Here is a 21,140-nt window from a genome sequence, read left to right on the forward strand (position 1 = left end):
AAGATTTTAAGGATAGAAGTATGACTCAGTGGATAGCAGGACAGTGGGTGGCAGGTCAAGGTGACGCCATGACATCAGTAAGCCCATACAATAATGAAGTAGTGTGGCAGGGTGATAGCGCAACGCCAGCACAGGTTGAATCTGCAGTGGCAGCAGCTCGTGAAGCCTTCTTGGTTTGGAAAAAACTGAGCTTTGCAGAGCGTGAAGCGATCGTGTTGAACTTTGCTGAGAAGGTAAAAGAGAACAGCGAAGAAATTGCGCAAATCATCGCAAAAGAGACGGGTAAACCGATCTGGGAAACTCGTACTGAAGCGGGAGCGATGGCGGGTAAGATTGCTATTTCCATTCGTGCTTACCATGAGCGTACCGGTGAAGCTTCACGTGAAGCAGCTGGCAACCAGATTGTACTTCGTCATCGTCCACTAGGCGTGATGGCGGTATTTGGTCCTTACAACTTCCCAGGTCACCTACCTAACGGTCATATTGTTCCAGCTCTGCTATCGGGTAATACCGTGGTATTTAAGCCTTCAGAGCAGACACCTTGGACGGGTGAGTTTGCAATGAAGCTATGGCAAGAAGCGGGTCTTCCTGCTGGCGTAATCAATCTAGTACAAGGCGCTAAAGAGACAGGTATCGCACTAGCAGATGCTAAAGGTCTTGATGGCGTGCTGTTCACAGGTAGTGCAAATACCGGTCATATCCTACATCGTCAATTCGCGGGCCAACCGGGCAAGATGCTGGCGCTAGAGATGGGCGGTAACAACCCTATGGTAATCAGTGACCAGTTTGGTGATGCTGACGCGACGGTTTATACCATTATTCAATCGGCTTTCATCAGTGCGGGTCAACGTTGTACATGTGCACGTCGCTTGTATGTTCCTGTTGGAGAGAAGGGCGATCAACTGCTGGATAAGCTCGTTGCTGCGACCTTGAAGGTTCGTGTTGATCAGCCATTCGCTGAGCCTGCACCCTTCATGGGGCCACAAATATCTGAAGCTGCCGCTAAGTTCATTCTGGACGCGCAAGCGAATCTGCAATCGTTAGGCGGTGTGAGTCTGGTTGAAGCAAAAGCGGGTGAAGCGGCATTCGTTACTCCGGGTATTATCGATGTAACCAACATTGCTGAACTGCCTGATGAAGAGTACTTCGGCCCATTACTACAAGTGGTTCGTTACCAATCGCTAGAGCAAGCGGTTGAGTTAGCTAACGACACACGCTTTGGTTTGTCTGCTGGCTTAGTATCTACAGACGATTCTGAATGGGAATACTTCGTTGACCATATCCGCGCGGGTATTGTTAACCGTAATCGCCAACTCACAGGCGCAAGTGGTGATGCACCATTTGGTGGCCCGGGTGCTTCTGGCAACCTACGTCCAAGTGCTTACTATGCGGCGGACTATTGTGCTTACCCAATGGCTTCAATGGAAGGTGGTGAAACTCAACTGCCAGCTACGTTTAGCCCGGGCATTGAGCTTTAGTTTCTAAACAATAGATTGATGAGTCATAGGTTTATAAGCTAAAGACTTTTTGACTTAGGCTTATGAGTACTAGGCTCATTCGTTAAGTTTGAAATAAGGAAGTGGTGTTATCGCTTCCTTTTTCCATCACGTCCGACACCTAGATTGGGCGGTAGATAATAATAGAACAAATATGTCACAGGCTGATGGCTGCTGACTCTGTGTCCAGCCTCTCCCTTTCTAATCCAAATTACTAGCTTGCTAGAACCTCTGACAAGGAGTCACCATGACGCCCGATCTACTCTTTAAATCACTATGGGACGATTACATTCACAGGCTGTGTCCATCGGCTGAGAAAGTGCATCACTTGCTGAAAGAAGATGAAGCGCTGATCAACGACCATATTGCACTGCGTACTTTTAATGTTGCCCCTCTCGGTATTGAAACACTAGCTAAACCTTTCCTTGAACTGGGTTACAAGGCGTGTGGAGACTACCTGTTTGAGAGCAAGAAGCTAGTGGCTAAACACTACGAGCACCCAGACCCGAAGCAGCCAAAAGTGTTCATTAGTGAATTGAAGGTCGAAGAGTGTTCTAGTGATTTGCAACAGATCGTTGCTAAGTTAGTTGAGCAGGTTGATGCAAGCAAGCTTCAAGGTCATGAGTTCTTGTTTGGCGGTCGCCAATGGGATTTGAGCTTCGCTGATTTCCAAGTACTAGCAAAAGAGAGCGAATACGCCTCTTGGTTAGCGGCTCACGGTTACGGTGCCAACCACTTCACGGTAAGTGTCAATCAACTGAACAAGTTCGATGAAGTACAAGCAGTGAATGATTACCTGAATGATGCTGGCTTTACGATTAACGCATCAGGCGGTGAGGTGAAAGGCTCTCCAGAGGTATTATTAGAGCAATCATCCACCATGGCAGACAAAGTCCCAGTGGCATTTATTGAAGGCAATGAGATGATTCCTGGTGGCTTCTATGAGTTTGCTAAGCGTTATGCAATGGCGAATGGTGAGCTTTATACCGGTTTTGTCGCTGCATCGGCGGATAAGATCTTCGAAAGCACCAACGGTTAAAGAAAGATACGAGCACGGGCTTTGCCCTAGAGATGCGGGTACGCTTCGCTTCGAGAGTGTTTGCGTTTGGAAGTTGTAAGTGTCCCATTCGCATCTGCTCTCTAGATCTTTAGAAAACAAAAAAGCCACCAAATTCGCATTTGGTGGCTTTCAAATTTTTGGCTCAGTTAATCGAGATTAACGAGTACCGTATACCACGATAGTTTTACCGTGTGCAGAAATTAGGTTCTGCTCTTCAAGCATCTTCAAGATACGACCAACTGTCTCACGAGAACAACCAACGATCTGGCCAATCTCTTGACGAGTGATCTTGATTTGCATGCCGTCAGGGTGAGTCATTGCATCTGGCTGTTTCGCTAGGTTTAGTAGCGTTTGAGCGATACGACCTGTTACGTCAAGGAACGCTAAGTCACCAACCTTTTGGCTAGTTACTTGTAGACGGTTTGCCATTTGCGCTGAAAGGCGCATTAGGATATCTGGGTTCACTTGGATAAGTTGACGGAATTTCTTGAAAGAAATCTCAGCTACTTCACAAGGAGATTTAGCACGAACCCAAGCAGTACGCTCTTGGTCTTCTTCGAACAAGCCAAGCTCACCGATGAAGTCGCCTTGGTTTAGGTAAGAAAGAATCATTTCCTTACCTTCTTCGTCTTTGATAAGAACTGCCACAGAACCTTTAACGATGTAGTACAAGGTTTCTGCCTTTTCACCAGCATGAATCAAAGTACTTTTTGAAGGGTACTTATGAATATGACAGTGTGAAAGGAACCACTCTAATGTTGGATCGGTTTGAGGTTTACCTAGAACCATAATATCTCACTTCCTCTGCAGGGTATGCTTGCTGCTTTCCGTATTTTAGCTAAGCCTGGATTGACTTGTAGGATAAGAGCACTCGTTGAGTGCTGCAAGCTATCTTGTGTTTCGTTTAAGAATAGTATCCTTTTTCAGGTACTATTTCTTGATTTTAATCGTGACCAAGCTACGATTTTTTACGCAAAATTGTGCACATGATCACGGTATGAAAAGTAATCAACCAGAACGTCGTTTTGTTAACCTATTTTTCCAGTTTCGATGAGCTGTTGTAGGATTGGCCTCACAATGAGTTCCATAGCAAAACTCATCTTGCCTCCTGGCACCACTAGCGTGTTATGACGAGACATAAACGAACCATCAATCATAGCCAGAAGGTAGGGGAAATCGACGTTTTTGATGCCACGCAAACGTATAACAACGAAGCTTTCGTCTAAACTTGGAATCCCTTTGGCGTTAAGTGGGTTCGATGTATCTACGGTTGGAACACGCTGAAAGTTGATGTGAGTACGCGAAAATTGCGGGGTAATGTAGTTAAGGTAATCATCCATTGAACGAACAATGGAGTCCATTACTGCTTCGCGTGAGTGGCCACGATCGCGGGTATCACGAACGAATTTTTGGATCCATTCTAGGTTTACAATTGGCACCATGCCGATCAGCAAATCGACGTGTTGAGAAACGTTAATGTCACCATCAACCACACCGCCGTGCAGGCCTTCGTAAAACATCACGTCGGAATTTTCAGGGATCTCTTGCCATGGTGTAAAGGTGCCCGGCATTTGATTGTAAGGCACGGCTTCATCGAAGGTGTGTAGGTAGCTACGTACCTTACCTGTACCTTCGTTACCGTATTTACGGAAGAATTCTTCTAGCGCACCAAAGTCGTTGGCTTGTGGACCAAAGTAGCTGATGTGCTTACCTTGTTCGCGCGCTTTTCGGATCTCGACATCCATTTCTGGTCGAGTGAAGCGATGGAAACTATCCCCTTCAACCCAAGCAGCCTTCACGTCCATCATATTGAACATTTTGCGGAAGGCTTCTGAGGTAGTGGTGGTGCCGGCTCCAGATGAACCCGTCACCGCAATAATTGGATGTTTAGCGGACATGACAACCCTTGTCGTTTGAGTAACTTACTTGTTAGCAATCGTTTTCCACTATAACACGGCTCCTTTCTAAGCGCAGCCTAGAAGCGTTTTGTCACCTGGATATCAACGGTCTCGTGCAGTTCGGAAAACACGATGCTCACGTTACCAGAAGCTAATTGATGTTTCACCTGATCAATCTTGTTTTGCAGTGAAATCTCAACGTCGCCATAGTCTGTGCCTTCACGCAGCACGAATTCTTTAATGAGGTTTTCTAGTGTCTCTGGCGCGATGTCTTGCCATGGGATGATCATAAATACTTCTCTCTTTTATGTTCATTGATATGTTGATGAGTGTGTTTAGTGGTGTTTTTAGTACAACCCCAGTTTGGGGCTGCGCTATCTTATCAAGGTTTCGCGTTTATATTTAGCAAGGCTTCGTCGTTATACTGAACCTTGGATACTTTCATAATACGCAGGTAAGGCTTCTTCTAACCAGAATCGTGGTTTGAGTGTGCTACCTGTGATGAACCCAACATGGCCGCCTTTCTGAAACAAGCGATAATCGATGTTATCCGGCAGAACGAACTTAGGAATCACATCATCGGTCATGAAAGGATCGTCTTTAGCATGGATGATCTGAGTCGGTAGCTTTATCTTATTGAGCTTAGGAAGAGCTGAGCACTGTGCGTAGTAGTCTTGCGCGTTTTTGAATCCGTGCAGGGGCGCAGTAACCCGTTCATCAAACTCATACAGCTTGTCGATCTTCTTGATGGATTCAGCCGTGATGCCGAGTTTCTCTTGTAACAGCTTCACCTTTTTCAAGGCATTCGATTTGAGTGAGTTAAGCAGGTACTTCTTATAGAGCTTCGAGAAGCCGCGCTCTATGCGACTTGAACAACAGGCCAAATCAAAAGGTGCAGAGACTATCGTTGCTGCGGACAACAGTGGGTCATCTGCGTATTCCGCCAAATAGTTCGCCAACATGTTTCCGCCCAAGGAGATGCCAACCGCCACCTTTGGGTTATTCGGAAACTGAGCGTGCAGGTGTCTTAGGAAAAAGCGCGCATCTTCGACCTCACCTGAATGGTAAGCGCGAGCCAGGCGATTGGGTTTTCCGCTGCAGCCTCTGAAGTGCATCATTACCGATAACCAACCATCTTTAGCAAATGCATTCATCAGTCCATTGGCGTATGGGCTCTCAAAGCTTCCCTCTAAGCCATGGAATAGAACGAATATCGGCTTGTTACTTCGAGCATCATTGCTTGGGTTGTCACCGTCTGGTGATTCGCTCCAAGCAAGATCAAGAAAGTCACCATCGGGAGTTTCTAAGGTTTGCCAGTGAGGATGAAACAGCGCCTGTTTTCTAATAAACCGTGGCACTAAGGTTTGTAAGTGCGGATTAGAGAGACCAGCGGCTGCGGTAAATATTGTCATAAAAACGATCCATGCTTCTTTTATGGGCTTTGATAACGTGTTGAGCTTGTAACGAAACGTCCACGTTTTTATTTGAGCTTGGTTGATTCTCGGCATAAGCGCAAGGCTTTCACTTATATGAGATACAAAAACAGGACATGGGTAACTGGTTGAATAATATCAATGTTAGGTGCGTTAAACACTTCATTGTGCGTATTAGTCAGTGCATGCACATGAAGAGAGACAGGGCGCAGTTAAGCTTGGATTTTGATTGAATAAAAAGGAAAGAGAATGAGCTAGGGTTGAGGTGCTGGTTCAGAAAAAGCGTCGTAGAGGTTTTCTGCTCCTAATAAACGACAGTACTGAAAAGCGAGCGGCGATTGCTGGTTAGCGTAAAGCTGTAGGGAGTTTATACAGTCGACGAGATCGGACTGTTGTTGCTTTTCAAGCTGTAACTCAAACTGCAAGGCTTCACGGTATAGTGAGTCGACAACGTGTGCTTTGAGGTGTTTACGCAACTCTCGATAACTATGAAGCAGGGTTTCAGATCGGCTCAAGCATTGTTGTACCTTGTGCCATTCTTCTTCAGCAAAAGACAATTGCTGCTCATCAAGCCATTTGAGAAGCAGCAGTAGATTGACGTTGCCGTGGTACTGGTTTTGCAAAGCTAGGCACGCATCCTTTACACCGCGCACACTGTAATACTGAAGGCTAAATTGCCATAGTCGTTCCAGTGTTAGTGATATTGGGGCGTGCTCTGGGCTCATAAGCTATCCATATCCTGTTCCATCTGCTCAAGCTCTTCTTGAGTGGACATCCAATCCATTTCAACTTCTTCTAGCTGTGACTTACTGCTCGCTTGGAGAGCGAGTACTTTATTCAGTTTAGCCTTATTTTCAGCTTCATACAGTGAAGTGTCGGATAATTCTTGCTCAGCTTCTTCGAGAGATAGCGTTAACTTATCCATCTGCTTTTCAAATTGAGTGAGCTTTTTACGTAGTGGTGCCGTCAGTTTACGGAACTCGGCTTCTTTACGTTTCTGCTCTTTTTTCGCTGCTGCACTGTTGGCACCGTCTTTTGCTGGTGCCAATGCTTGTGCTTCTTTGCGCTCAACTTTCTGCTGTTCGGTCAGCCACTTGTAGTAATCGCTAAGGTCGCCATCAAACGGTGCCACTTGACGGTCGTGTACCAAATACAAGTCATCGGTAGTTGCACGCAGTAGGTAACGGTCGTGCGATACGATAACCATTGCGCCTTCAAACGTCTGCAGGGCAAAAGTCAGCGCTTGACGCATGTCGAGATCCAAGTGGTTGGTTGGTTCATCGAGTAGCAACAGGTTAGGTTTTTGCCATACCAGCAGTGCCAATACCAAACGTGCTTTTTCACCACCTGAGAATGGTGCCACTTTATCCAGTGCTTTTTCACCTTGGAAGCCAAAGCTACCTAAGTAATCACGCAGTTGCTGCTCGGTGTGTTTTGGGGCAATCTGCATCATGTGTTGTAGCGGTGTTTCTTCAGGGTGCAGGGTTTCTAATTGGTGCTGTGCAAAGTAACCAATCTTAACGCCTTGAGAATAGCTCAGTTCACCGCCTTGCTGTTTCAGTTCGCCAGAAAGCAGTTTAATCAATGTTGATTTACCTGCACCATTTCGACCAAGTAGACCAATACGGCTGCCTGGTACTAGATTCAAGCGAATCTTTTCTAGAATCAGATTGTCATCGTAGCCTGCAGATACTTCGTCCATCATCATGATTGGGTTTGGTAGTGCGTCTGGTTCTCTGAACTCAAAGCTGAATGGGTTATCAAACTGAGCAGGTAGCACTTGTTCCATTTTCTCTAGTGCTTTAATACGGCTTTGCGCTTGGCGAGCCTTTGACGCTTTGTAACGGAAACGGTCAATGTAGCTCTGCATGTGAGACATCTGCTTCTGCTGCTTTTGGTACATTGCTTGTTGCAGAATCAGCTTTTGCGCTCGCTGGGTTTCGAACGATGAGTAGTTACCCGTGTATTCATTGAGCTGTTGATTTTCAACATGCACGATGCGGTTGACGATAGGGTCTAAGAAGTCTCTATCGTGCGAGATAAGCACTAGCGTGCCAGGGTAGCTTTGTAACCAACGCTCTAGCCACATTACTGCGTCTAAGTCCAAGTGGTTGGTTGGTTCATCGAGTAGCAGTAGGTCACTGCGACACAGTAGAGCTTGCGCTAGGTTCAAACGCATGCGCCAACCACCTGAGAATTGAGTCAGGTTCCATGCCATTTGTTCTTGGCTAAAGCCTAAGCCGTCTAGTAACTCCGCAGCTCGCGCTTTGATGCTGTAACCACCTATGGTCTCAATCTTGCCGTGAATTTCTGCTACCAAGGTGCCGTTGTCGGCTTGTTCAGCTTTCTCTAGTTGATCTTCAAGGCCACGATATTCGCGGTCGCCATCAATCACGTATTCAATTGCTGTTCTTTCTAATGCTGGTGTTTCTTGGGCAACCCAAGCCATTTCCCAATGGGCAGGTTTGCTGAATGAGCCTGCATCAATAGACAGTTCGTCCTTAATTAAGGCGAATAGCGTAGATTTACCACAGCCGTTTTTACCAACCAAACCGATCTTGTCGCCGGGGTGAAAAGTCGCAGATGCTTGGTCTAGGAGTGGCTTACCGCCGCGTAGCAATTGAATATCAGAGAAAGTAATCATAATTGAAGTAGCATAGAAATTAGAGGTGAACAGACGCCAGCATAGTAGGCTGAAACCAGATAAAAGTCGATCACAATGCAATTTGCGTTATGATGCCAATAACATATTAATAACTTTTGCTTAAATTCTTGTGGCCTTGCCACCGTTTAGCTTTCAAAGGAATGTTTCAAAGGAATGAGTAATACTCCCTCGACAGACAAACCCGTGCCAAAGGTGCTGGTCATCTATGCGCACCCAGAGCCGCAAACCTCTATCGCTAACCAGATCATGGTTAAAAAGATAGAGTCACTTGGGAATGTCAAAATTCACGATCTCTACGCCATCTATCCGGACTTCTTTATTGATGTGCCTTCCGAGCATGAATTGCTGCTTGAATATGATGTGATTGTGTTCCAACACCCTTTGTTTATGTATTCATGTCCTTCATTGTTGAAAGAGTGGTTTGATCGCGTCTTAGGCAAGGGTTTTGCATTTGGTGAGCAAAGCGCACTTAAGGGCAAATACTGGCGCAGTGTGATTACTACTGGTGGTAAAGAAGAGGCGTTTGGTGCCGCAGGCTATAATAAATATCCATTACAAGAGATTTTGCAACCATTCGAGCTAACCGCGGCTTTGTGTCAGATGAATTGGATATCCCCTTTGGTTTTACACTGGGCACGCAATGTCACCGATATGACGCGTTACCAACACGCAGAAGCGTATCGAAATTGGTTGCGAGACCCGCTACAAGATATAGGAGCAGATGATGGCTCTGACTAATGATTTTCTACAAAGTAGCGTTATATTTTTAGCGGCTGCTGTGGTTGCGGTTCCTATTGCGCAGCGAGCTGGCTTGGGGTCAGTACTGGGTTACTTATTAGCTGGTGTAGCGATTGGCCCGTGGGGACTTGGCTTAATCAGTGACGTAGAGGCGATTCTGCACTTCTCCGAATTCGGGGTGGTACTGCTGCTCTTTCTGATTGGCTTAGAACTTAACCCCAAAAAACTGTGGCAGATGCGAGCCCCCATCCTCGGGTTAGGTGGCGCGCAAGTGCTGATTACCACTCTGATCATCACCGCTATCGCCTGTATGTTCGGTTTAACTTGGCAAACGAGTCTAGTAATAGGTATGGGCTTAGCACTGTCTTCGACCGCGATTGCCTTGCGTGTTATTGAAGAGCGAGAACTTGGTGGCAAAGAAGCAGGTCAGTCAGGCTTTGCAGTACTACTTTTCCAAGATATCGCTGTTATACCAATGCTAGCTATGCTGCCTCTGCTTGCGGGGAATACCGGCGGCAGCTGGGCTGACATGCTTTGGATGCTGGGTGGCGTGATTGGTTTACTGGTCGGTGGCCATTTCTTGTTGAGACCGCTATTCCGATACGTAGTAATGAGTGGCGTACGTGAATTGTTCACCGTCGCAGCGCTGTTATTGGTAATTGGTATTGCCGTAATCATGCAACAGATAGGCTTGTCGATGGCATTGGGTACTTTCCTAGCAGGCGTACTTCTGGCTGAAAGTGAATATCGACATGAGCTTGAAATCGCCATCGACCCATTCAAAGGGTTATTGCTTGGTTTGTTCTTTATTTCTGTGGGGATGGCGGTGAACTTAGGCTTACTCGCTGAAAGTCCATTCGCGATACTGATTGCCGTTTCTGCATTGGTCGTATTGAAAGGCTTAGTGCTGTATGCGCTGGCTCGAATCTTTGGTACTCAGCCCAAAGCCCGTAGCCGAATGGCGATGATTCTCAGCCAAGGTGGTGAGTTCGCTTTCGTTATTTTTACCGCGGCGAGTGCGCAGGGCATATTAAGTGGCGAACAAGTGTCGTTCTTATTGGTGGTTGTGAGCCTTTCAATGGTAACCACGCCATTGATGCTCAAGCTGCAAGACCGATTCTTTGCTCGTCAACTTAATCAAATCAGTGAGAACGCAATGTCTTCGGATGTTGTCGATCGCAGCCCTCGAGTGATCATTGCAGGCTTTGGTCGTTTTGGTCAGATCATTGGCCGCTTGATGTACGCCAACAAGATTCGCATCACCGTTCTTGAAAGTGATGCTAGCCAAATCCACATCCTGAGAAAGTTCGGCTACAAGGTATTTTACGGTGATTCAACGCATCTAGAGCTGTTACGCGCAGCCGGTGCTGATAAAGCAGAAGCGATTGTTCTGTGTACTGACTCTCCCGATGAAATAATGAAAACCGTTGATCTATGTAAGCAGCACTTCCCACGTTTAAAGATCTTAGCGCGTGCCCGAAGTCGTGTTGAAGCGTATCAATTACTTAACCACGGTGTGAGTAACTACTCTCGTGAAACCTTCCTTGGGGCACTGGATTTAGGCCGTCAAACATTGACTGAACTTGGCATGCATCCATATAAAGCGAAGCGAGCAGAAGCACACTTTAGAAAGTTGGATAATGGTATGCTGAAAGAGTTACTGCCTCAGCATAACGAAGATGCTGAGTTAGCCCAAAGAGCGAAAGAGGCTCGTAAAGAACTTGAAGAGATCTTTGGACATGAGATGGAAAACGATCACCAATCTCGAAACTATTGGCAGTAGCTCGAATTGAGAGCTAATAGCTTGAGTTTAGAGATAGAGCTTGAGCTTAGAAATAATAGTCTAGAGAACCAATCTAATAATAAACGTGGTCTCTGCTTTTTCTTAAATAGATCTAGAGTAGAAGAACTGCGGATCCAGAGTAGTAAAGGATATCAACGTGAAACAGAAAAAACGCTTTATCGCAGGGGCAAGCTGCCCAAGTTGTAGTACTCAAGACACACTCCGTTGGTGGATTGAAAATAATATAGAGCTGGTGGAATGTGTCGATTGTGACTTCACAGAACAGCGTAAACCGAAAACTGTAGAGAAATCTGAACACGCGAATCAAGAAATGATCGGTATTTTTAAGCCAGAATGATTGAGTTTCGTCAATTGATCCCCATAATATCCGGGTACAGAATTTTTCCTAAGCTCAACTGTTCGAGCTTAGTCCAAACCTCCTTGGAGCTCTCATGAAAATTGAAAAGAACGTAGTAGTTAGTGTTGCATATCAAGTGAAACTTGAAGATGGCGTAGTAGTTGACCAATCAACTGCAGAAGCTCCACTAGATTACCTTCACGGTCACAACAACCTAATTACAGGTCTTGAAAAAGAGCTTGAAGGCAAAGTAGCTGGCGACAAGTTCTCTGCAACTGTTACTCCAGAAGACGCTTACGGCGAGCACAACGACGCACTAGTTCAACGTGTTCCTGCTGACGTATTCCAAGGTGTGGAGCAAATCGAAGTTGGCATGCGTTTCCTTGCGGATACTGATCAAGGTCCAATCCCAGTTGAAGTGACTGAAGTAGATGGCGACGAAGTTGTTGTTGATGGTAACCACATGCTAGCTGGCCAAACTCTAACGTTTGACGTTGAAGTTGTAGCGGTCCGTGAAGCGACTGAAGAAGAAGTTCAACACGGTCACGTACACCAAGAAGGCGGCTGTGGCGGTCACGACCACGATCATGACCACGAAGGCGGTTGCTGTGGTGGCGAAGGCCATGACCACGCTGAAGAGAAGAAAGACGGCTGCTGCGGCGGCGGTAGCTGTGGTTCTCACTAATACCGAATTAACGGTTTAGTTTAAGAATCTTGAAAGCCTCCCTTGTGGAGGCTTTTTGCGTTTAGGAGTCTAGCTTTTTGGCCTCGCTTTTATCTACCCGGCAAGCATTCGCAAAAAGTTTGGTTTTCGCTATCAGACATAGAATCATGGATGTGGTATTGATAGCACAATATTATAAGACGACGTCAATGGAGAGTTTGTATGTCACAGCCTTTTTCAATTGCCATTCATGGTGGTGCAGGAACCATCTTGCGAGAGCAAATGAGCGATGAATTAAAAGCGGGTATTACCGAGGCTTTGGAAAAATCGGTTTTGGCTGGTTATCAAATATTGCAAGCGGGTGGTGATGCTCTGGATGCGGTGGTTGCGTCAGTCAAGGTGATGGAAGACAGCTCGCATTTTAATGCAGGTAAAGGCTCGGTTTTAACTCACGATGAATTTGTTGAGATGGATGCCTCTGTGATGCATGGCAGCGAAATGGATGCGGGTGCCATTGCGGGAGTTCGCCATATCAAAAACCCGATTGAGCTTGCGCGTGATGTGATGCTGAAAAGCGACCATGTGTTGCTGATTGGTGAAGGTGCCGAGAAGTTTGCGTTTGAGCATGACTACACCTTTACTGAGCAAGATTACTTCTTTACTGAGCGCCGTTATGACCAACTTCAGTCGATGAAAGAGAAAGGCATCTTTGCTCTGTCTGAAGCGAAATACGACGAACAACAAGCTCAGAAATATCCAGATGATAAAAAGTACGGCACGGTGGGAGCTGTTGCATTAGACCAAGCGGGCAATTTAGCGGCGGCCACTAGTACCGGTGGCGTGACCAATAAGAAATACGGTCGTGTGGGTGACTCTCCGATCATTGGTGCAGGAACCATCGCTGAAAATGGCAACGTTGCCGTTTCAACAACCGGAATGGGCGAGTTCTTCCTACGTAAGATGGTCGCCAGTGATGTGGCAGCACGAATGCGTTATCTAAAAGAAGATGTGCATACGGCTTGTGAAACCATCATTCAAGGTGAATTAAAAACCATGGGCGGTGAAGGCGGTTTGATTGCGGTTGATGGGCAAGGTGATATTCATTTTGGTATGAACAGCTCTGGGATGTATCGTGCAAGTGTTGATACCGAAGGCAGAGTGGAAGTTAAAATCTATGCTGATGATTAAGTGTGTATCGGCTTAATTTAACGTTAGCTTATACTTCACACATACTTAATACACAAAAGGGCGACAGATGATATCTGTCGCCCTTTTATTTTAAGATTTCTAACGATATGCGTAGTTAGAACCAGCTCGTTATTTTGAACTGCACTTAATAATGTGGAGGTGGCGTCTCTTCTGATGCGTCAGCTAGATTAGAGCCATCCATATTCTTCACTTTGCCGACCACGAACTTCATCTGGTCTTGCATTCTCGTGATCAACATCTGTTGTTGGCTAAGTGCTTCATTGAGTTCTTCAATGGTCTGTTCTTGGAAAGCTAATTGACACTCTAGGTCATTTACGCGGCTTTCTAGTTGTTCAACTCGCTTTTCTGTCATCGTTCTTAATCCACATTCCAAGCTTGGGCAATGCCCGCAGAGGTGCCCGATATCACACGGTTCTTATCATCAAAGGCTGCATCATACACTACCGCACGAGGAGGGCGAGCATCTTTTAGTGGCTCAGCATCGTGGCGAGAAATTCGTTTGCCATTCTGAGTATTCCACACACTCACTTGGCTGGATGGCGTGCCCGTAACCAACATGCTGCCGTCATCAGAAAAACGCGCACTCGAGAAAATCAACTGTCGAGACCAGCTTTGCAATTGCGCTTGAGGTTCGCCCGTTTCAAGATCCCAAACCATCGCTTGATTGCCGCCGTCAGAAGTAAAAGCCAGCTCGCCATCGCGTTGTAGAGCGACTCGTACTACTCTTTGTTCATGCTCAAAGGTGCGCAATACCAAGCCCGACTCGGTATCCCAAAGATAGGCTTTGTAGTCGTTCCCCCCCGATAAGGCGTAGCGTCCATTGGATGAAAGGGACACGGAATTCACTTTTTCTCGGTGAGCGAGGAACTCCAGACGGCGTCCGGTGACTAAGTCCACATAGATGGCTTTGCCATTAGAAAGGCCAAGCAGTACTTTTTCACCATTGCTAGAGATATCGACATCGCGAATTAAGCCATCGGAGATAGACCATAGCCCTTCAGCTTGTGTCCAAGATAAGTCCCAAACGGCGAAGTTCATCTGGCTAGCGGTAATGGCAAAACGGCCATTGTCCGAGATACGGATACGCGATACTTGGTTTTCTAACTGGTCTTGTGGACCAAGTTGAGCCAACTCTTGATCTTCGGCGAGGTCCCAAAGGAGCAGTTGCTTTTGCTGAGAGTAGAGAAGGGCGAAGCGTCCATCTCTGCTGAGTGCAAAGCTGGTGGCACCATTGGGCTCAATTTCCCAACGCTGCTCATCATCTTGGAAGAAAAAGCAACCATTTAACAAGGTGATGACAATTGTACATAGCAATGAGTGGAAAAATATTCGCATCACATCTAATAATCCGGTTTGTGTCGAAAGACATATGACTAGTATATTGTTATAACTAACGTATTCACACCAATCTAATCATTAGATTTGTGCACAATAACCAATGGCTTGGCCATTAATTGGAGAATTCAATGAAATCAGTTTTAAAAGTATCACTGCTTGCCGCAACGGTTATGCTAGCAGTTGGTTGTCAGAAAGAAGAACCAAAGGCAGAAGCTCCACAGGTAGAAGAAGTTAAAGTTGAAGCAGTAAACTTTAAAACAGAAGATGACAAAGCGGCTTACGCAATCGGTGTATCTTTCGCTAACTACCTAAGCACAAGCATTGATAAGCCAAGCGAGTTAGGTATCAACCTAGACAAAGATATGGTTCTTCAAGGTATCGAAGACGTATTCGCAGAGAAAACAGCACTTAACGAAGAAGAAACTCGCGCAGCTCTTGAAGCTCTAGATAAGCGTGTTGCTGAAACGATGCAAGCACAAGCGGCAGAAAAGTCTGCAGAAGTGAAGAAAGCCGGTGATGACTTCCGTGCTGGGTTCGCTAAAACTGAAGGCGTTAAGCAAACTGAATCTGGTCTACTTTACCAAGTAATGACTGCTGGTGAAGGCGCTTCTCCAAAAGACACTGATACCGTTCAAGTACACTACAAAGGTACGCTAACAGACGGTACTCAGTTCGACAGCTCTTACGATCGTGGCGAACCAGCAACATTCCCACTAAACCGCGTAATCCCAGGCTGGACTGAAGGCGTACAACTGATGCAAGTTGGTTCTAAGTACAAGTTCGTTATCCCGCCAGAGCTAGCATACGGTGAGCAAGACACACCGACTATCCCTGCTAACTCAACGCTAGTATTCGAAGTTGAACTACTAAACATCGATAACGCTGAAGCAGCTCCTGCACAGTAATATCGGTTAAAAGCCTCGTACTAAAATACGTTGATTGAATAAAAAGCCTAACTTTGAGTTAGGCTTTTTTTATGATTTGAAGGTGAGTATTTGATTTTTAAACTTGTTCTAAATCACTAGTTGCAATGTTAGCTAGGTGTGCAATTAAAATTTTCTGATAAACTTACATAAATTTGTTGATTTTTCACACGAAGGTAAGGAATAAGTGACTACTACAGAAACAGTCAATGCAGATGTGTTACTTGAAATGGAATCAGTCCACGTTATGCCATTCAGTGAACACGATAAAATCATTCTAAGATCTTATGAGGCCGTTGTTGACGGTATTGCGAGCCTTATTGGTCCGTTTTGTGAAATCGTTTTGCACTCTTTAGAAGACCTCAATACTTCTGCGATTAAAATTGCCAACGGCGAAAATACAGGTCGTCAGGTTGGCTCGCCGATCACCGATCTTGCATTGAAGATGCTAAAAGATATTGAAGGTTCTAAGCGTAACTTCTCACGTTCATACTTCACTCGCGCTAAAGGCGGAGTGTTGATGAAGTCGATCACGGTTGCTATCCGCAACGGTGAAGACCGAGTGATTGGTCTACTGTGTATTAACGTCAACCTAGACGCGCCATTCTCACAAGTACTGCAATCGTTCATGCCTACGCAAGACGCAGACGAAGCCGCATCATCGGTTAACTTTGCTAGTGACGTTGAAGAACTTGTTGACCAAACGGTTGAACGCACCATTGAAGAAATTAACGCTGACAAATCGGTATCGAACAATACTAAGAATCGTCAGATCGTGATGGAGCTGTACGACAAAGGTATTTTCGATATTAAAGACGCGATTAACCGCGTTGCTGAGCGACTGAACATCTCTAAGCACACCGTGTACCTATACATCCGCCAACGTAAAACAGAGGATGAAGAGGGTTGCTAAGCTATACACTCCTAGTTAATGGGCCGGTCTATGGCTCACAATCAGCAAGACGTGCCTACCAGTTTGCCGTGGCTCTGATTCAACAGGGTCACAAACTTCACAGCGTATTCTTCTATCAAGATGGCGTCAGTAACGGCTCGGACCTTACTGTACCGGCTAACGATGAATTTGATTTAGCTTCTGCTTGGCAAAAGCTGGCTGATGAACACGATGTTAGCCTTGAAACCTGTGTGGCAGCTGCGCTAAGACGTGGAGTGATTAGCTCTGAAGAAGCAAAGCAACATCAACTAAGTGCCTCTAACCTAGCCACGGGATTTACTCAGGCCGGATTAGGGAGCTTATCGGAAGCGCTACTAACGCAAGATAGGGTTGTGCAGTTTTGAGAAAGTTAGCCTTTATATTTAACAGTTTCCCTCATACGACCGCTGCGGGTAGAGAAGGGTTAGACGCATTACTTGCTGCGTCCGCTTACAGTGACGATATCGCCGTGTTCTTTGTTGGCGATGGCGTGACACAGCTTCTCAAGGCGCAGCAGCCCGACGAAACACTATCGCGTGACTATATCTCTGCATTCAAACTTATGGACCTGTACGACATCGAACAGGTGTATGTGTGTCAGCGTAGTCTGAGTCAGTTTGGTCTTTCAGCAGACAACCTGCTAATCGATGTGACCACCGTTGAAGCCGACGAGTTAACGCAGAAGTTAGCTCAGTGCCAACAGATCCTGACTTTCTAGGGGACGCTATGCTTCATATCGTAAAATCAGTCGACAAACTTAAACTTGCATTGACCTATTCTCAGCCACAGGACCAGTTCCTTTTGGTGGAAGATGCAGTGTATGTTTGCCTTCCTAATCATGAGTTATTCACTCAAATCTGCGCAGTAGAGCAGGTGTCGGTGTTAAAACCAGATCTCGATAGCCGAGGTTTACAACGACTTGTCTCAAGTACCATTGATCAAGTTGACTTCGATGGCTTCGTTAAACTGACGGTTTTGAACGACAAATCAGTGACTTGGTAAGCGTCTTTTATCAGTTTGGTTAAAATTAGACCATCCTGAGCTCTAGACGGCTAAAAAAGATCTGTATATTTCTTGACACACCTCCCACTGCTGAATAGAATTTTGCGTCCCTAATTACGACTTGTGATTAGGGATAGATTTTTCACAAAGCTTACTTTCAAGTAAATTTCAGGAGCTAGTTAATGGCAACTATTAACCAGTTGGTTCGCAAGCCTCGTGTAAAGCAAGTTGTTAAAAGCAACGTGCCTGCACTAGAAGCGTGCCCACAAAAACGTGGTGTATGTACTCGTGTTTACACTACTACACCTAAAAAACCTAACTCGGCACTACGTAAAGTATGTCGTGTACGTCTAACCAACGGTTTCGAAGTAACTTCGTACATCGGTGGTGAAGGTCACAACCTTCAAGAGCACAGTGTTGTACTAATCCGTGGCGGTCGTGTAAAAGACCTTCCGGGTGTTCGTTACCACACTGTTCGCGGCGCGCTAGACTGTGCTGGCGTTAACGACCGTAAACAAGGTCGTTCTAAGTACGGTGTGAAACGTCCTAAGTCTTAATGCATTTTCTTTTTTTAAAAGAAAGCGTTAAGTAAGGCCAAACACTATTTTATTTATTATTCTGAAAAGTTTTGGAAAAAACCTGAAGAAGACAACGGAGAATATCCATGCCACGTCGTCGCGTAATAGGTCAGCGTAAGATCCTTCCAGATCCTAAGTTCAAATCTGAATTGCTGGCAAAATTCGTTAACATCCTTATGGTTGACGGAAAGAAATCTACTGCAGAAAAAATCGTTTACACTGCACTAGATTCAATGGCTGAGAAGTCTGGTAAAGACCACTTAGCTGTATTTGAAGAAGCTCTTGAAAATGTTCGCCCAGCGGTAGAAGTTAAATCTCGCCGTGTAGGTGGTTCAACTTACCAAGTACCTGTAGAAGTTCGTCCGGTTCGCCGTAACGCTCTTGCTATGCGTTGGGTAGTTGAAGCTGCGCGTAAGCGTGGTGAAAAATCTATGGCTCAACGCCTAGCTGCTGAAATGCTAGACGCGTCTGAGAACAAAGGTACTGCGGTTAAGAAACGTGAAGACGTTCACCGCATGGCTGACGCAAACAAAGCGTTCGCACATTACCGTTGGTAATACCTTTTTAGTGCTGCAAGGTTCCTTGCAGCACTTCTTTAGTTCCTATGCTTATGCTAGGAACTATTGCTATTTCTAGGGCAAGCAATTTTTAGCGAAGCATCGCTTTAACGCATAATCTAGGCATAGCAATAGTCCCTAAGTCTCTAATAAGAGGATTCAACCGTGGCTCGTAAAACTCCTATAGAGCAATACCGTAATATCGGTATCGTTGCTCACGTAGATGCAGGTAAAACAACCACAAGTGAACGTATTCTGTTCTATACCGGTCTTTCTCACAAAATCGGCGAAGTTCACGATGGTGCAGCCACCATGGACTGGATGGAGCAAGAGCAAGAGCGCGGTATTACGATCACTTCAGCAGCAACCACTACGTTTTGGCGTGGTATGGAAGCTCAGTTCTCGGACCACCGTATCAACATCATCGACACTCCTGGACACGTTGACTTCACAATCGAAGTTGAACGTTCTCTGCGTGTACTTGATGGTGCAGTTGTTGTGTTCTGTGGCTCATCTGGTGTTGAACCTCAGTCAGAGACAGTGTGGCGTCAAGCTGATAAGTACCAAGTTCCACGTATGGTTTTCGTTAATAAAATGGACCGTACCGGCGCAGACTTCTTGCGCGTAGTTGAACAGATCAAGGACCGTCTAGGCGCAACTCCTGTTCCAATTCAACTGAACATTGGTGCTGAAGAAAATTTCCAAGGCGTTGTCGATCTTATCAAGATGAAGGCAATTAACTGGAACGAAGCTGACCAAGGCATGACTTTCACGTACGAAGATATTCCTGCAGACATGCAAGAAATGGCTGAAGAATATCGTACAGAACTTGTTGAAGCTGCTGCAGAAGCAAATGAAGAGCTGATGGATAAGTACCTTGAAGAAGGTGAACTAACAGAAGCTGAAATCAAACAAGGTCTTCGTACTCGTACCCTTAATAATGAAATCGTACTCGCTACTTGTGGTAGTGCATTCAAAAACAAAGGTGTACAAGCTGTTCTAGATGCAGTTGTTGATTTCCTTCCTTCTCCAGTCGATGTCCCTGCAATTAAAGGTATCGATGAAGATGAGAATGAAGCAGAGCGTCACGCAGACGACAAAGAACCGTTCTCAGCGCTAGCATTTAAGATTGCAACAGACCCATTCGTTGGTACTTTAACTTTCATCCGTGTTTACTCTGGTGTTGTTGAAAGCGGTAAAACAGCTTACAACTCTGTGAAGAAACAACGTGAACGCTTAGGTCGCATTGTTCAAATGCACTCAAACAAGCGTGAAGAAGTAAAAGAAGTACGAGCAGGTGACATCGCAGCCATTATTGGTCTGAAAGATGTGACTACTGGTGAAACCCTTTGTGACCAGAACCATAAGATTGTTCTTGAGCGCATGGAGTTCCCAGACCCAGTTATTCAGATCGTTGTAGAGCCAAGCTCTCAAGCTGATCAAGATAAAATGACTATCGCTCTAGGTAAACTAGCAGCGGAAGACCCATCGTTCCGCGTTGATATGGATGCGGAAACTGGCCAGACTCTGATTTCTGGCATGGGTGAACTACACTTAGATATCATCGTTGACCGTATGAAGCGTGAATTTAGCGTCAACTGCAACGTTGGTAACCCGCAAGTGGCTTACCGTGAGACTATTCGTGGTACTGCGAAAGCGGAAGGTAAATTTATCCGTGAACATGGTGGTAAAGGTCAGTACGGTCACGTATGGCTGAAACTGGAACCATCAGAAGCTGGTGAAGGCTTTGTCTTTGTGGATGAAATTGCCAATGGTATCGTACCGAAAGAGTTTATCGCTTCAGTTGCTAAAGGCGTTGAAGAGCAGATGAACAATGGTGTGCTTGCTGGCTATCCAGTTTTGGATATCAAAGCTACACTATATGATGGTTCTTACCATGAAACAGATTCAAGTGAGATGGCGTTTACAATCGCTGCCTCTATGGCTTTCAGAACGGGTGCACTTGAAGCGCAACCAGTTTTGCTTGAGCCTATGATGAAAGTTGAAGTAACTACTCCAGAAGACTGGATGGGTGACGTTGTTGGCGATATTAACCGTCGTCGCGGCATCATCGAAGGTATGGACGAGGGGACAGCTGGCCTGAAGATAATTCGTGCACAAGTTCCGTTGTCTGTCATGTTCGGTTACGCAACTGATTTACGTTCTGCGACACAAGGTCGTGCTTCTTACTCTATGGAGTTTAGTGAGTACGCTGAAGTGCCTAACAATGTTGCAAAAGCAATCATTGCAGAGCGTGGTTAAACAAAGGAAGGCATTTTTTTTCATTTTTTGAAAGAACAATGCGTCCAAATATTGCGCTAACGAGAGTTGGCGCATAAAATAGCAATTTCTGGCGCGTCTCGCTCAATAATGAACGTGGCGAATCATAACTAGGAAGGAACACGATTGTGTCTAAAGAAAAATTTGAACGTACGAAACCGCACGTAAACGTTGGTACTATCGGCCACGTTGACCACGGTAAAACAACTCTAACTGCTGCTATCTGT

24 protein-coding genes are annotated in these 21,140 nt (G+C 45.6%); 16 read left to right on the forward strand and 8 right to left on the reverse strand.

Going from position 1 to position 21,140, the window contains the following annotated elements; translation table 11 throughout:
• Positions 1 to 20 precede the first annotated feature (20 nt).
• Positions 21 to 1,478 (forward strand): succinylglutamate-semialdehyde dehydrogenase, encoded by a 1,458-nt coding sequence (gene astD, locus QQ041_RS05990; protein ID WP_285953314.1) that lies wholly within the window; start codon positions 21 to 23, stop codon positions 1,476 to 1,478.
• A 265-nt stretch (positions 1,479 to 1,743) separates the two neighbouring features.
• The gene (locus QQ041_RS05995) at positions 1,744 to 2,535 is read left to right on the forward strand and encodes a DUF1338 domain-containing protein (RefSeq protein WP_285953315.1); all 792 of its coding nucleotides are present in this window, start codon (positions 1,744 to 1,746) and stop codon (positions 2,533 to 2,535) included.
• Positions 2,536 to 2,712: 177 nt separating this feature from the next.
• Here the strand turns inward: QQ041_RS05995 and crp are convergent, their stop codons facing one another.
• The 6 genes from crp to QQ041_RS06025 form a co-directional block, all read right to left on the reverse strand.
• Positions 2,713 to 3,345: a cAMP-activated global transcriptional regulator CRP gene (gene crp, locus QQ041_RS06000; RefSeq protein ID WP_004729651.1), complete on the reverse strand. Its 633-nt coding sequence runs from the start codon at positions 3,343 to 3,345 to the stop codon at positions 2,713 to 2,715.
• Between the two features lie 239 nt (positions 3,346 to 3,584).
• Positions 3,585 to 4,454 carry a phosphoribulokinase gene (locus QQ041_RS06005; protein ID WP_010435210.1) on the reverse strand — a complete coding sequence of 290 codons (870 nt, stop codon included), beginning with the start codon at positions 4,452 to 4,454 and terminating at the stop codon, positions 3,585 to 3,587.
• 77 nt (positions 4,455 to 4,531) lie between these two features.
• Complete coding sequence (locus QQ041_RS06010; protein ID WP_285953316.1) at positions 4,532 to 4,744, reverse strand: YheU family protein; 213 nt, start codon at positions 4,742 to 4,744, stop codon at positions 4,532 to 4,534.
• Between the two features lie 129 nt (positions 4,745 to 4,873).
• On the reverse strand, positions 4,874 to 5,866 hold the full coding sequence (locus QQ041_RS06015; RefSeq protein ID WP_210446798.1) for a hydrolase: 993 nt from the start codon (positions 5,864 to 5,866) through the stop codon (positions 4,874 to 4,876).
• Between the two features lie 275 nt (positions 5,867 to 6,141).
• Positions 6,142 to 6,612, reverse strand: coding sequence for a TIGR02444 family protein (locus QQ041_RS06020; RefSeq protein ID WP_285953317.1), 471 nt, complete (start codon positions 6,610 to 6,612; stop codon positions 6,142 to 6,144).
• Positions 6,609 to 8,531 carry an ABC transporter ATP-binding protein gene (locus QQ041_RS06025; RefSeq protein WP_239716757.1) on the reverse strand — a complete coding sequence of 641 codons (1,923 nt, stop codon included), beginning with the start codon at positions 8,529 to 8,531 and terminating at the stop codon, positions 6,609 to 6,611. Before QQ041_RS06025 ends, QQ041_RS06020 begins: the two co-directional genes overlap by 4 nt.
• A 174-nt stretch (positions 8,532 to 8,705) precedes the next feature.
• Here QQ041_RS06025 and kefG point away from each other — a divergent pair, with 174 nt between their 5' ends.
• From kefG to QQ041_RS06050, 5 genes are all read left to right on the forward strand, one after another.
• Positions 8,706 to 9,290 (forward strand): glutathione-regulated potassium-efflux system ancillary protein KefG, encoded by a 585-nt coding sequence (kefG, locus tag QQ041_RS06030; protein WP_086715748.1) that lies wholly within the window; start codon positions 8,706 to 8,708, stop codon positions 9,288 to 9,290.
• Positions 9,277 to 11,073 carry a glutathione-regulated potassium-efflux system protein KefB gene (gene kefB, locus QQ041_RS06035; protein WP_086715746.1) on the forward strand — a complete coding sequence of 599 codons (1,797 nt, stop codon included), beginning with the start codon at positions 9,277 to 9,279 and terminating at the stop codon, positions 11,071 to 11,073. Before kefG ends, kefB begins: the two co-directional genes overlap by 14 nt.
• A gap of 157 nt (positions 11,074 to 11,230) precedes the next feature.
• Positions 11,231 to 11,431: a YheV family putative zinc ribbon protein gene (locus QQ041_RS06040; RefSeq protein ID WP_019825339.1), complete on the forward strand. Its 201-nt coding sequence runs from the start codon at positions 11,231 to 11,233 to the stop codon at positions 11,429 to 11,431.
• Positions 11,432 to 11,525: 94 nt separating this feature from the next.
• Positions 11,526 to 12,116, forward strand: coding sequence for a peptidylprolyl isomerase (gene slyD / locus QQ041_RS06045; RefSeq protein WP_086715744.1), 591 nt, complete (start codon positions 11,526 to 11,528; stop codon positions 12,114 to 12,116).
• 201 nt (positions 12,117 to 12,317) lie between these two features.
• The gene (locus QQ041_RS06050) at positions 12,318 to 13,283 is read left to right on the forward strand and encodes an isoaspartyl peptidase/L-asparaginase family protein (protein WP_285953318.1); all 966 of its coding nucleotides are present in this window, start codon (positions 12,318 to 12,320) and stop codon (positions 13,281 to 13,283) included.
• 145 nt (positions 13,284 to 13,428) lie between these two features.
• Here QQ041_RS06050 and QQ041_RS06055 read toward each other — a convergent pair whose 3' ends face one another.
• A complete protein-coding gene (locus QQ041_RS06055; RefSeq protein WP_009848930.1) occupies positions 13,429 to 13,656 on the reverse strand; it encodes a SlyX family protein in 228 nt (75 codons plus the stop codon).
• Between the two features lie 5 nt (positions 13,657 to 13,661).
• Positions 13,662 to 14,639: a WD40 repeat domain-containing protein gene (locus QQ041_RS06060; RefSeq protein WP_285953320.1), complete on the reverse strand. Its 978-nt coding sequence runs from the start codon at positions 14,637 to 14,639 to the stop codon at positions 13,662 to 13,664.
• Between the two features lie 131 nt (positions 14,640 to 14,770).
• On the opposite strand from QQ041_RS06060, the gene fkpA reads away from it, so the two are divergent.
• The 9 genes from fkpA to QQ041_RS06105 all read left to right on the forward strand — a co-directional run.
• Positions 14,771 to 15,547, forward strand: a complete 777-nt coding sequence (gene fkpA, locus QQ041_RS06065) for an FKBP-type peptidyl-prolyl cis-trans isomerase (protein WP_285953319.1) — start codon at positions 14,771 to 14,773, stop codon at positions 15,545 to 15,547.
• 205 nt (positions 15,548 to 15,752) lie between these two features.
• Complete coding sequence (locus QQ041_RS06070) at positions 15,753 to 16,478, forward strand: transcriptional regulator (protein ID WP_004729851.1); 726 nt, start codon at positions 15,753 to 15,755, stop codon at positions 16,476 to 16,478.
• The gene (gene tusD, locus QQ041_RS06075) at positions 16,472 to 16,861 is read left to right on the forward strand and encodes a sulfurtransferase complex subunit TusD (RefSeq protein ID WP_146492448.1); all 390 of its coding nucleotides are present in this window, start codon (positions 16,472 to 16,474) and stop codon (positions 16,859 to 16,861) included. The genes QQ041_RS06070 and tusD overlap by 7 nt, the downstream gene beginning before the upstream one ends.
• Positions 16,858 to 17,214: a sulfurtransferase complex subunit TusC gene (gene tusC, locus QQ041_RS06080; RefSeq protein WP_146492449.1), complete on the forward strand. Its 357-nt coding sequence runs from the start codon at positions 16,858 to 16,860 to the stop codon at positions 17,212 to 17,214. The genes tusD and tusC overlap by 4 nt, the downstream gene beginning before the upstream one ends.
• A gap of 8 nt (positions 17,215 to 17,222) precedes the next feature.
• Positions 17,223 to 17,498, forward strand: coding sequence for a sulfurtransferase complex subunit TusB (tusB, locus tag QQ041_RS06085; RefSeq protein WP_146492450.1), 276 nt, complete (start codon positions 17,223 to 17,225; stop codon positions 17,496 to 17,498).
• Between the two features lie 182 nt (positions 17,499 to 17,680).
• Entirely contained in the window at positions 17,681 to 18,055 is a 375-nt protein-coding gene (rpsL, locus tag QQ041_RS06090; RefSeq protein ID WP_004737194.1) for a 30S ribosomal protein S12, read from the forward strand.
• A 107-nt stretch (positions 18,056 to 18,162) separates the two neighbouring features.
• Positions 18,163 to 18,633, forward strand: coding sequence for a 30S ribosomal protein S7 (rpsG, locus tag QQ041_RS06095; RefSeq protein WP_010435163.1), 471 nt, complete (start codon positions 18,163 to 18,165; stop codon positions 18,631 to 18,633).
• 165 nt (positions 18,634 to 18,798) lie between these two features.
• Positions 18,799 to 20,895 carry an elongation factor G gene (gene fusA, locus QQ041_RS06100; protein ID WP_017061101.1) on the forward strand — a complete coding sequence of 699 codons (2,097 nt, stop codon included), beginning with the start codon at positions 18,799 to 18,801 and terminating at the stop codon, positions 20,893 to 20,895.
• A 146-nt stretch (positions 20,896 to 21,041) separates the two neighbouring features.
• The coding region (locus tag QQ041_RS06105) for a GTP-binding protein (RefSeq protein ID WP_135300427.1) at positions 21,042 to 21,140 on the forward strand (99 nt) is incomplete at its 3' end.

Source organism: Vibrio sp. TMPB1044 (assembly GCF_030442075.1).
Lineage (GTDB): Bacteria > Pseudomonadota > Gammaproteobacteria > Enterobacterales > Vibrionaceae > Vibrio > Vibrio satsumensis.

Bases quoted from the DNA above. Each gene is read 5' to 3' on its own strand.
- astD (WP_285953314.1), top strand. From the start codon at position 21: ATGACTCAGTGGATAGCAGGACAGTGGGTGGCAGGTCAAGGTGACGCC.
- kefG (WP_086715748.1), top strand. From the start codon at position 8,706: ATGAGTAATACTCCCTCGACAGACAAACCCGTGCCAAAGGTGCTGGTC.
- QQ041_RS05995 (WP_285953315.1), top strand. From the start codon at position 1,744: ATGACGCCCGATCTACTCTTTAAATCACTATGGGACGATTACATTCAC.
- QQ041_RS06060 (WP_285953320.1), bottom strand. From the start codon at position 14,639: ATGCGAATATTTTTCCACTCATTGCTATGTACAATTGTCATCACCTTG.
- rpsG (WP_010435163.1), top strand. From the start codon at position 18,163: ATGCCACGTCGTCGCGTAATAGGTCAGCGTAAGATCCTTCCAGATCCT.
- QQ041_RS06010 (WP_285953316.1), bottom strand. From the start codon at position 4,744: ATGATCATCCCATGGCAAGACATCGCGCCAGAGACACTAGAAAACCTC.
- QQ041_RS06020 (WP_285953317.1), bottom strand. From the start codon at position 6,612: ATGAGCCCAGAGCACGCCCCAATATCACTAACACTGGAACGACTATGG.
- slyD (WP_086715744.1), top strand. From the start codon at position 11,526: ATGAAAATTGAAAAGAACGTAGTAGTTAGTGTTGCATATCAAGTGAAA.
- QQ041_RS06055 (WP_009848930.1), bottom strand. From the start codon at position 13,656: ATGACAGAAAAGCGAGTTGAACAACTAGAAAGCCGCGTAAATGACCTA.
- kefB (WP_086715746.1), top strand. From the start codon at position 9,277: ATGGCTCTGACTAATGATTTTCTACAAAGTAGCGTTATATTTTTAGCG.
- crp (WP_004729651.1), bottom strand. From the start codon at position 3,345: ATGGTTCTAGGTAAACCTCAAACCGATCCAACATTAGAGTGGTTCCTT.
- rpsL (WP_004737194.1), top strand. From the start codon at position 17,681: ATGGCAACTATTAACCAGTTGGTTCGCAAGCCTCGTGTAAAGCAAGTT.
- QQ041_RS06025 (WP_239716757.1), bottom strand. From the start codon at position 8,531: ATGATTACTTTCTCTGATATTCAATTGCTACGCGGCGGTAAGCCACTC.
- fkpA (WP_285953319.1), top strand. From the start codon at position 14,771: ATGAAATCAGTTTTAAAAGTATCACTGCTTGCCGCAACGGTTATGCTA.
- QQ041_RS06015 (WP_210446798.1), bottom strand. From the start codon at position 5,866: ATGACAATATTTACCGCAGCCGCTGGTCTCTCTAATCCGCACTTACAA.
- QQ041_RS06005 (WP_010435210.1), bottom strand. From the start codon at position 4,454: ATGTCCGCTAAACATCCAATTATTGCGGTGACGGGTTCATCTGGAGCC.
- tusB (WP_146492450.1), top strand. From the start codon at position 17,223: ATGCTTCATATCGTAAAATCAGTCGACAAACTTAAACTTGCATTGACC.
- QQ041_RS06050 (WP_285953318.1), top strand. From the start codon at position 12,318: ATGTCACAGCCTTTTTCAATTGCCATTCATGGTGGTGCAGGAACCATC.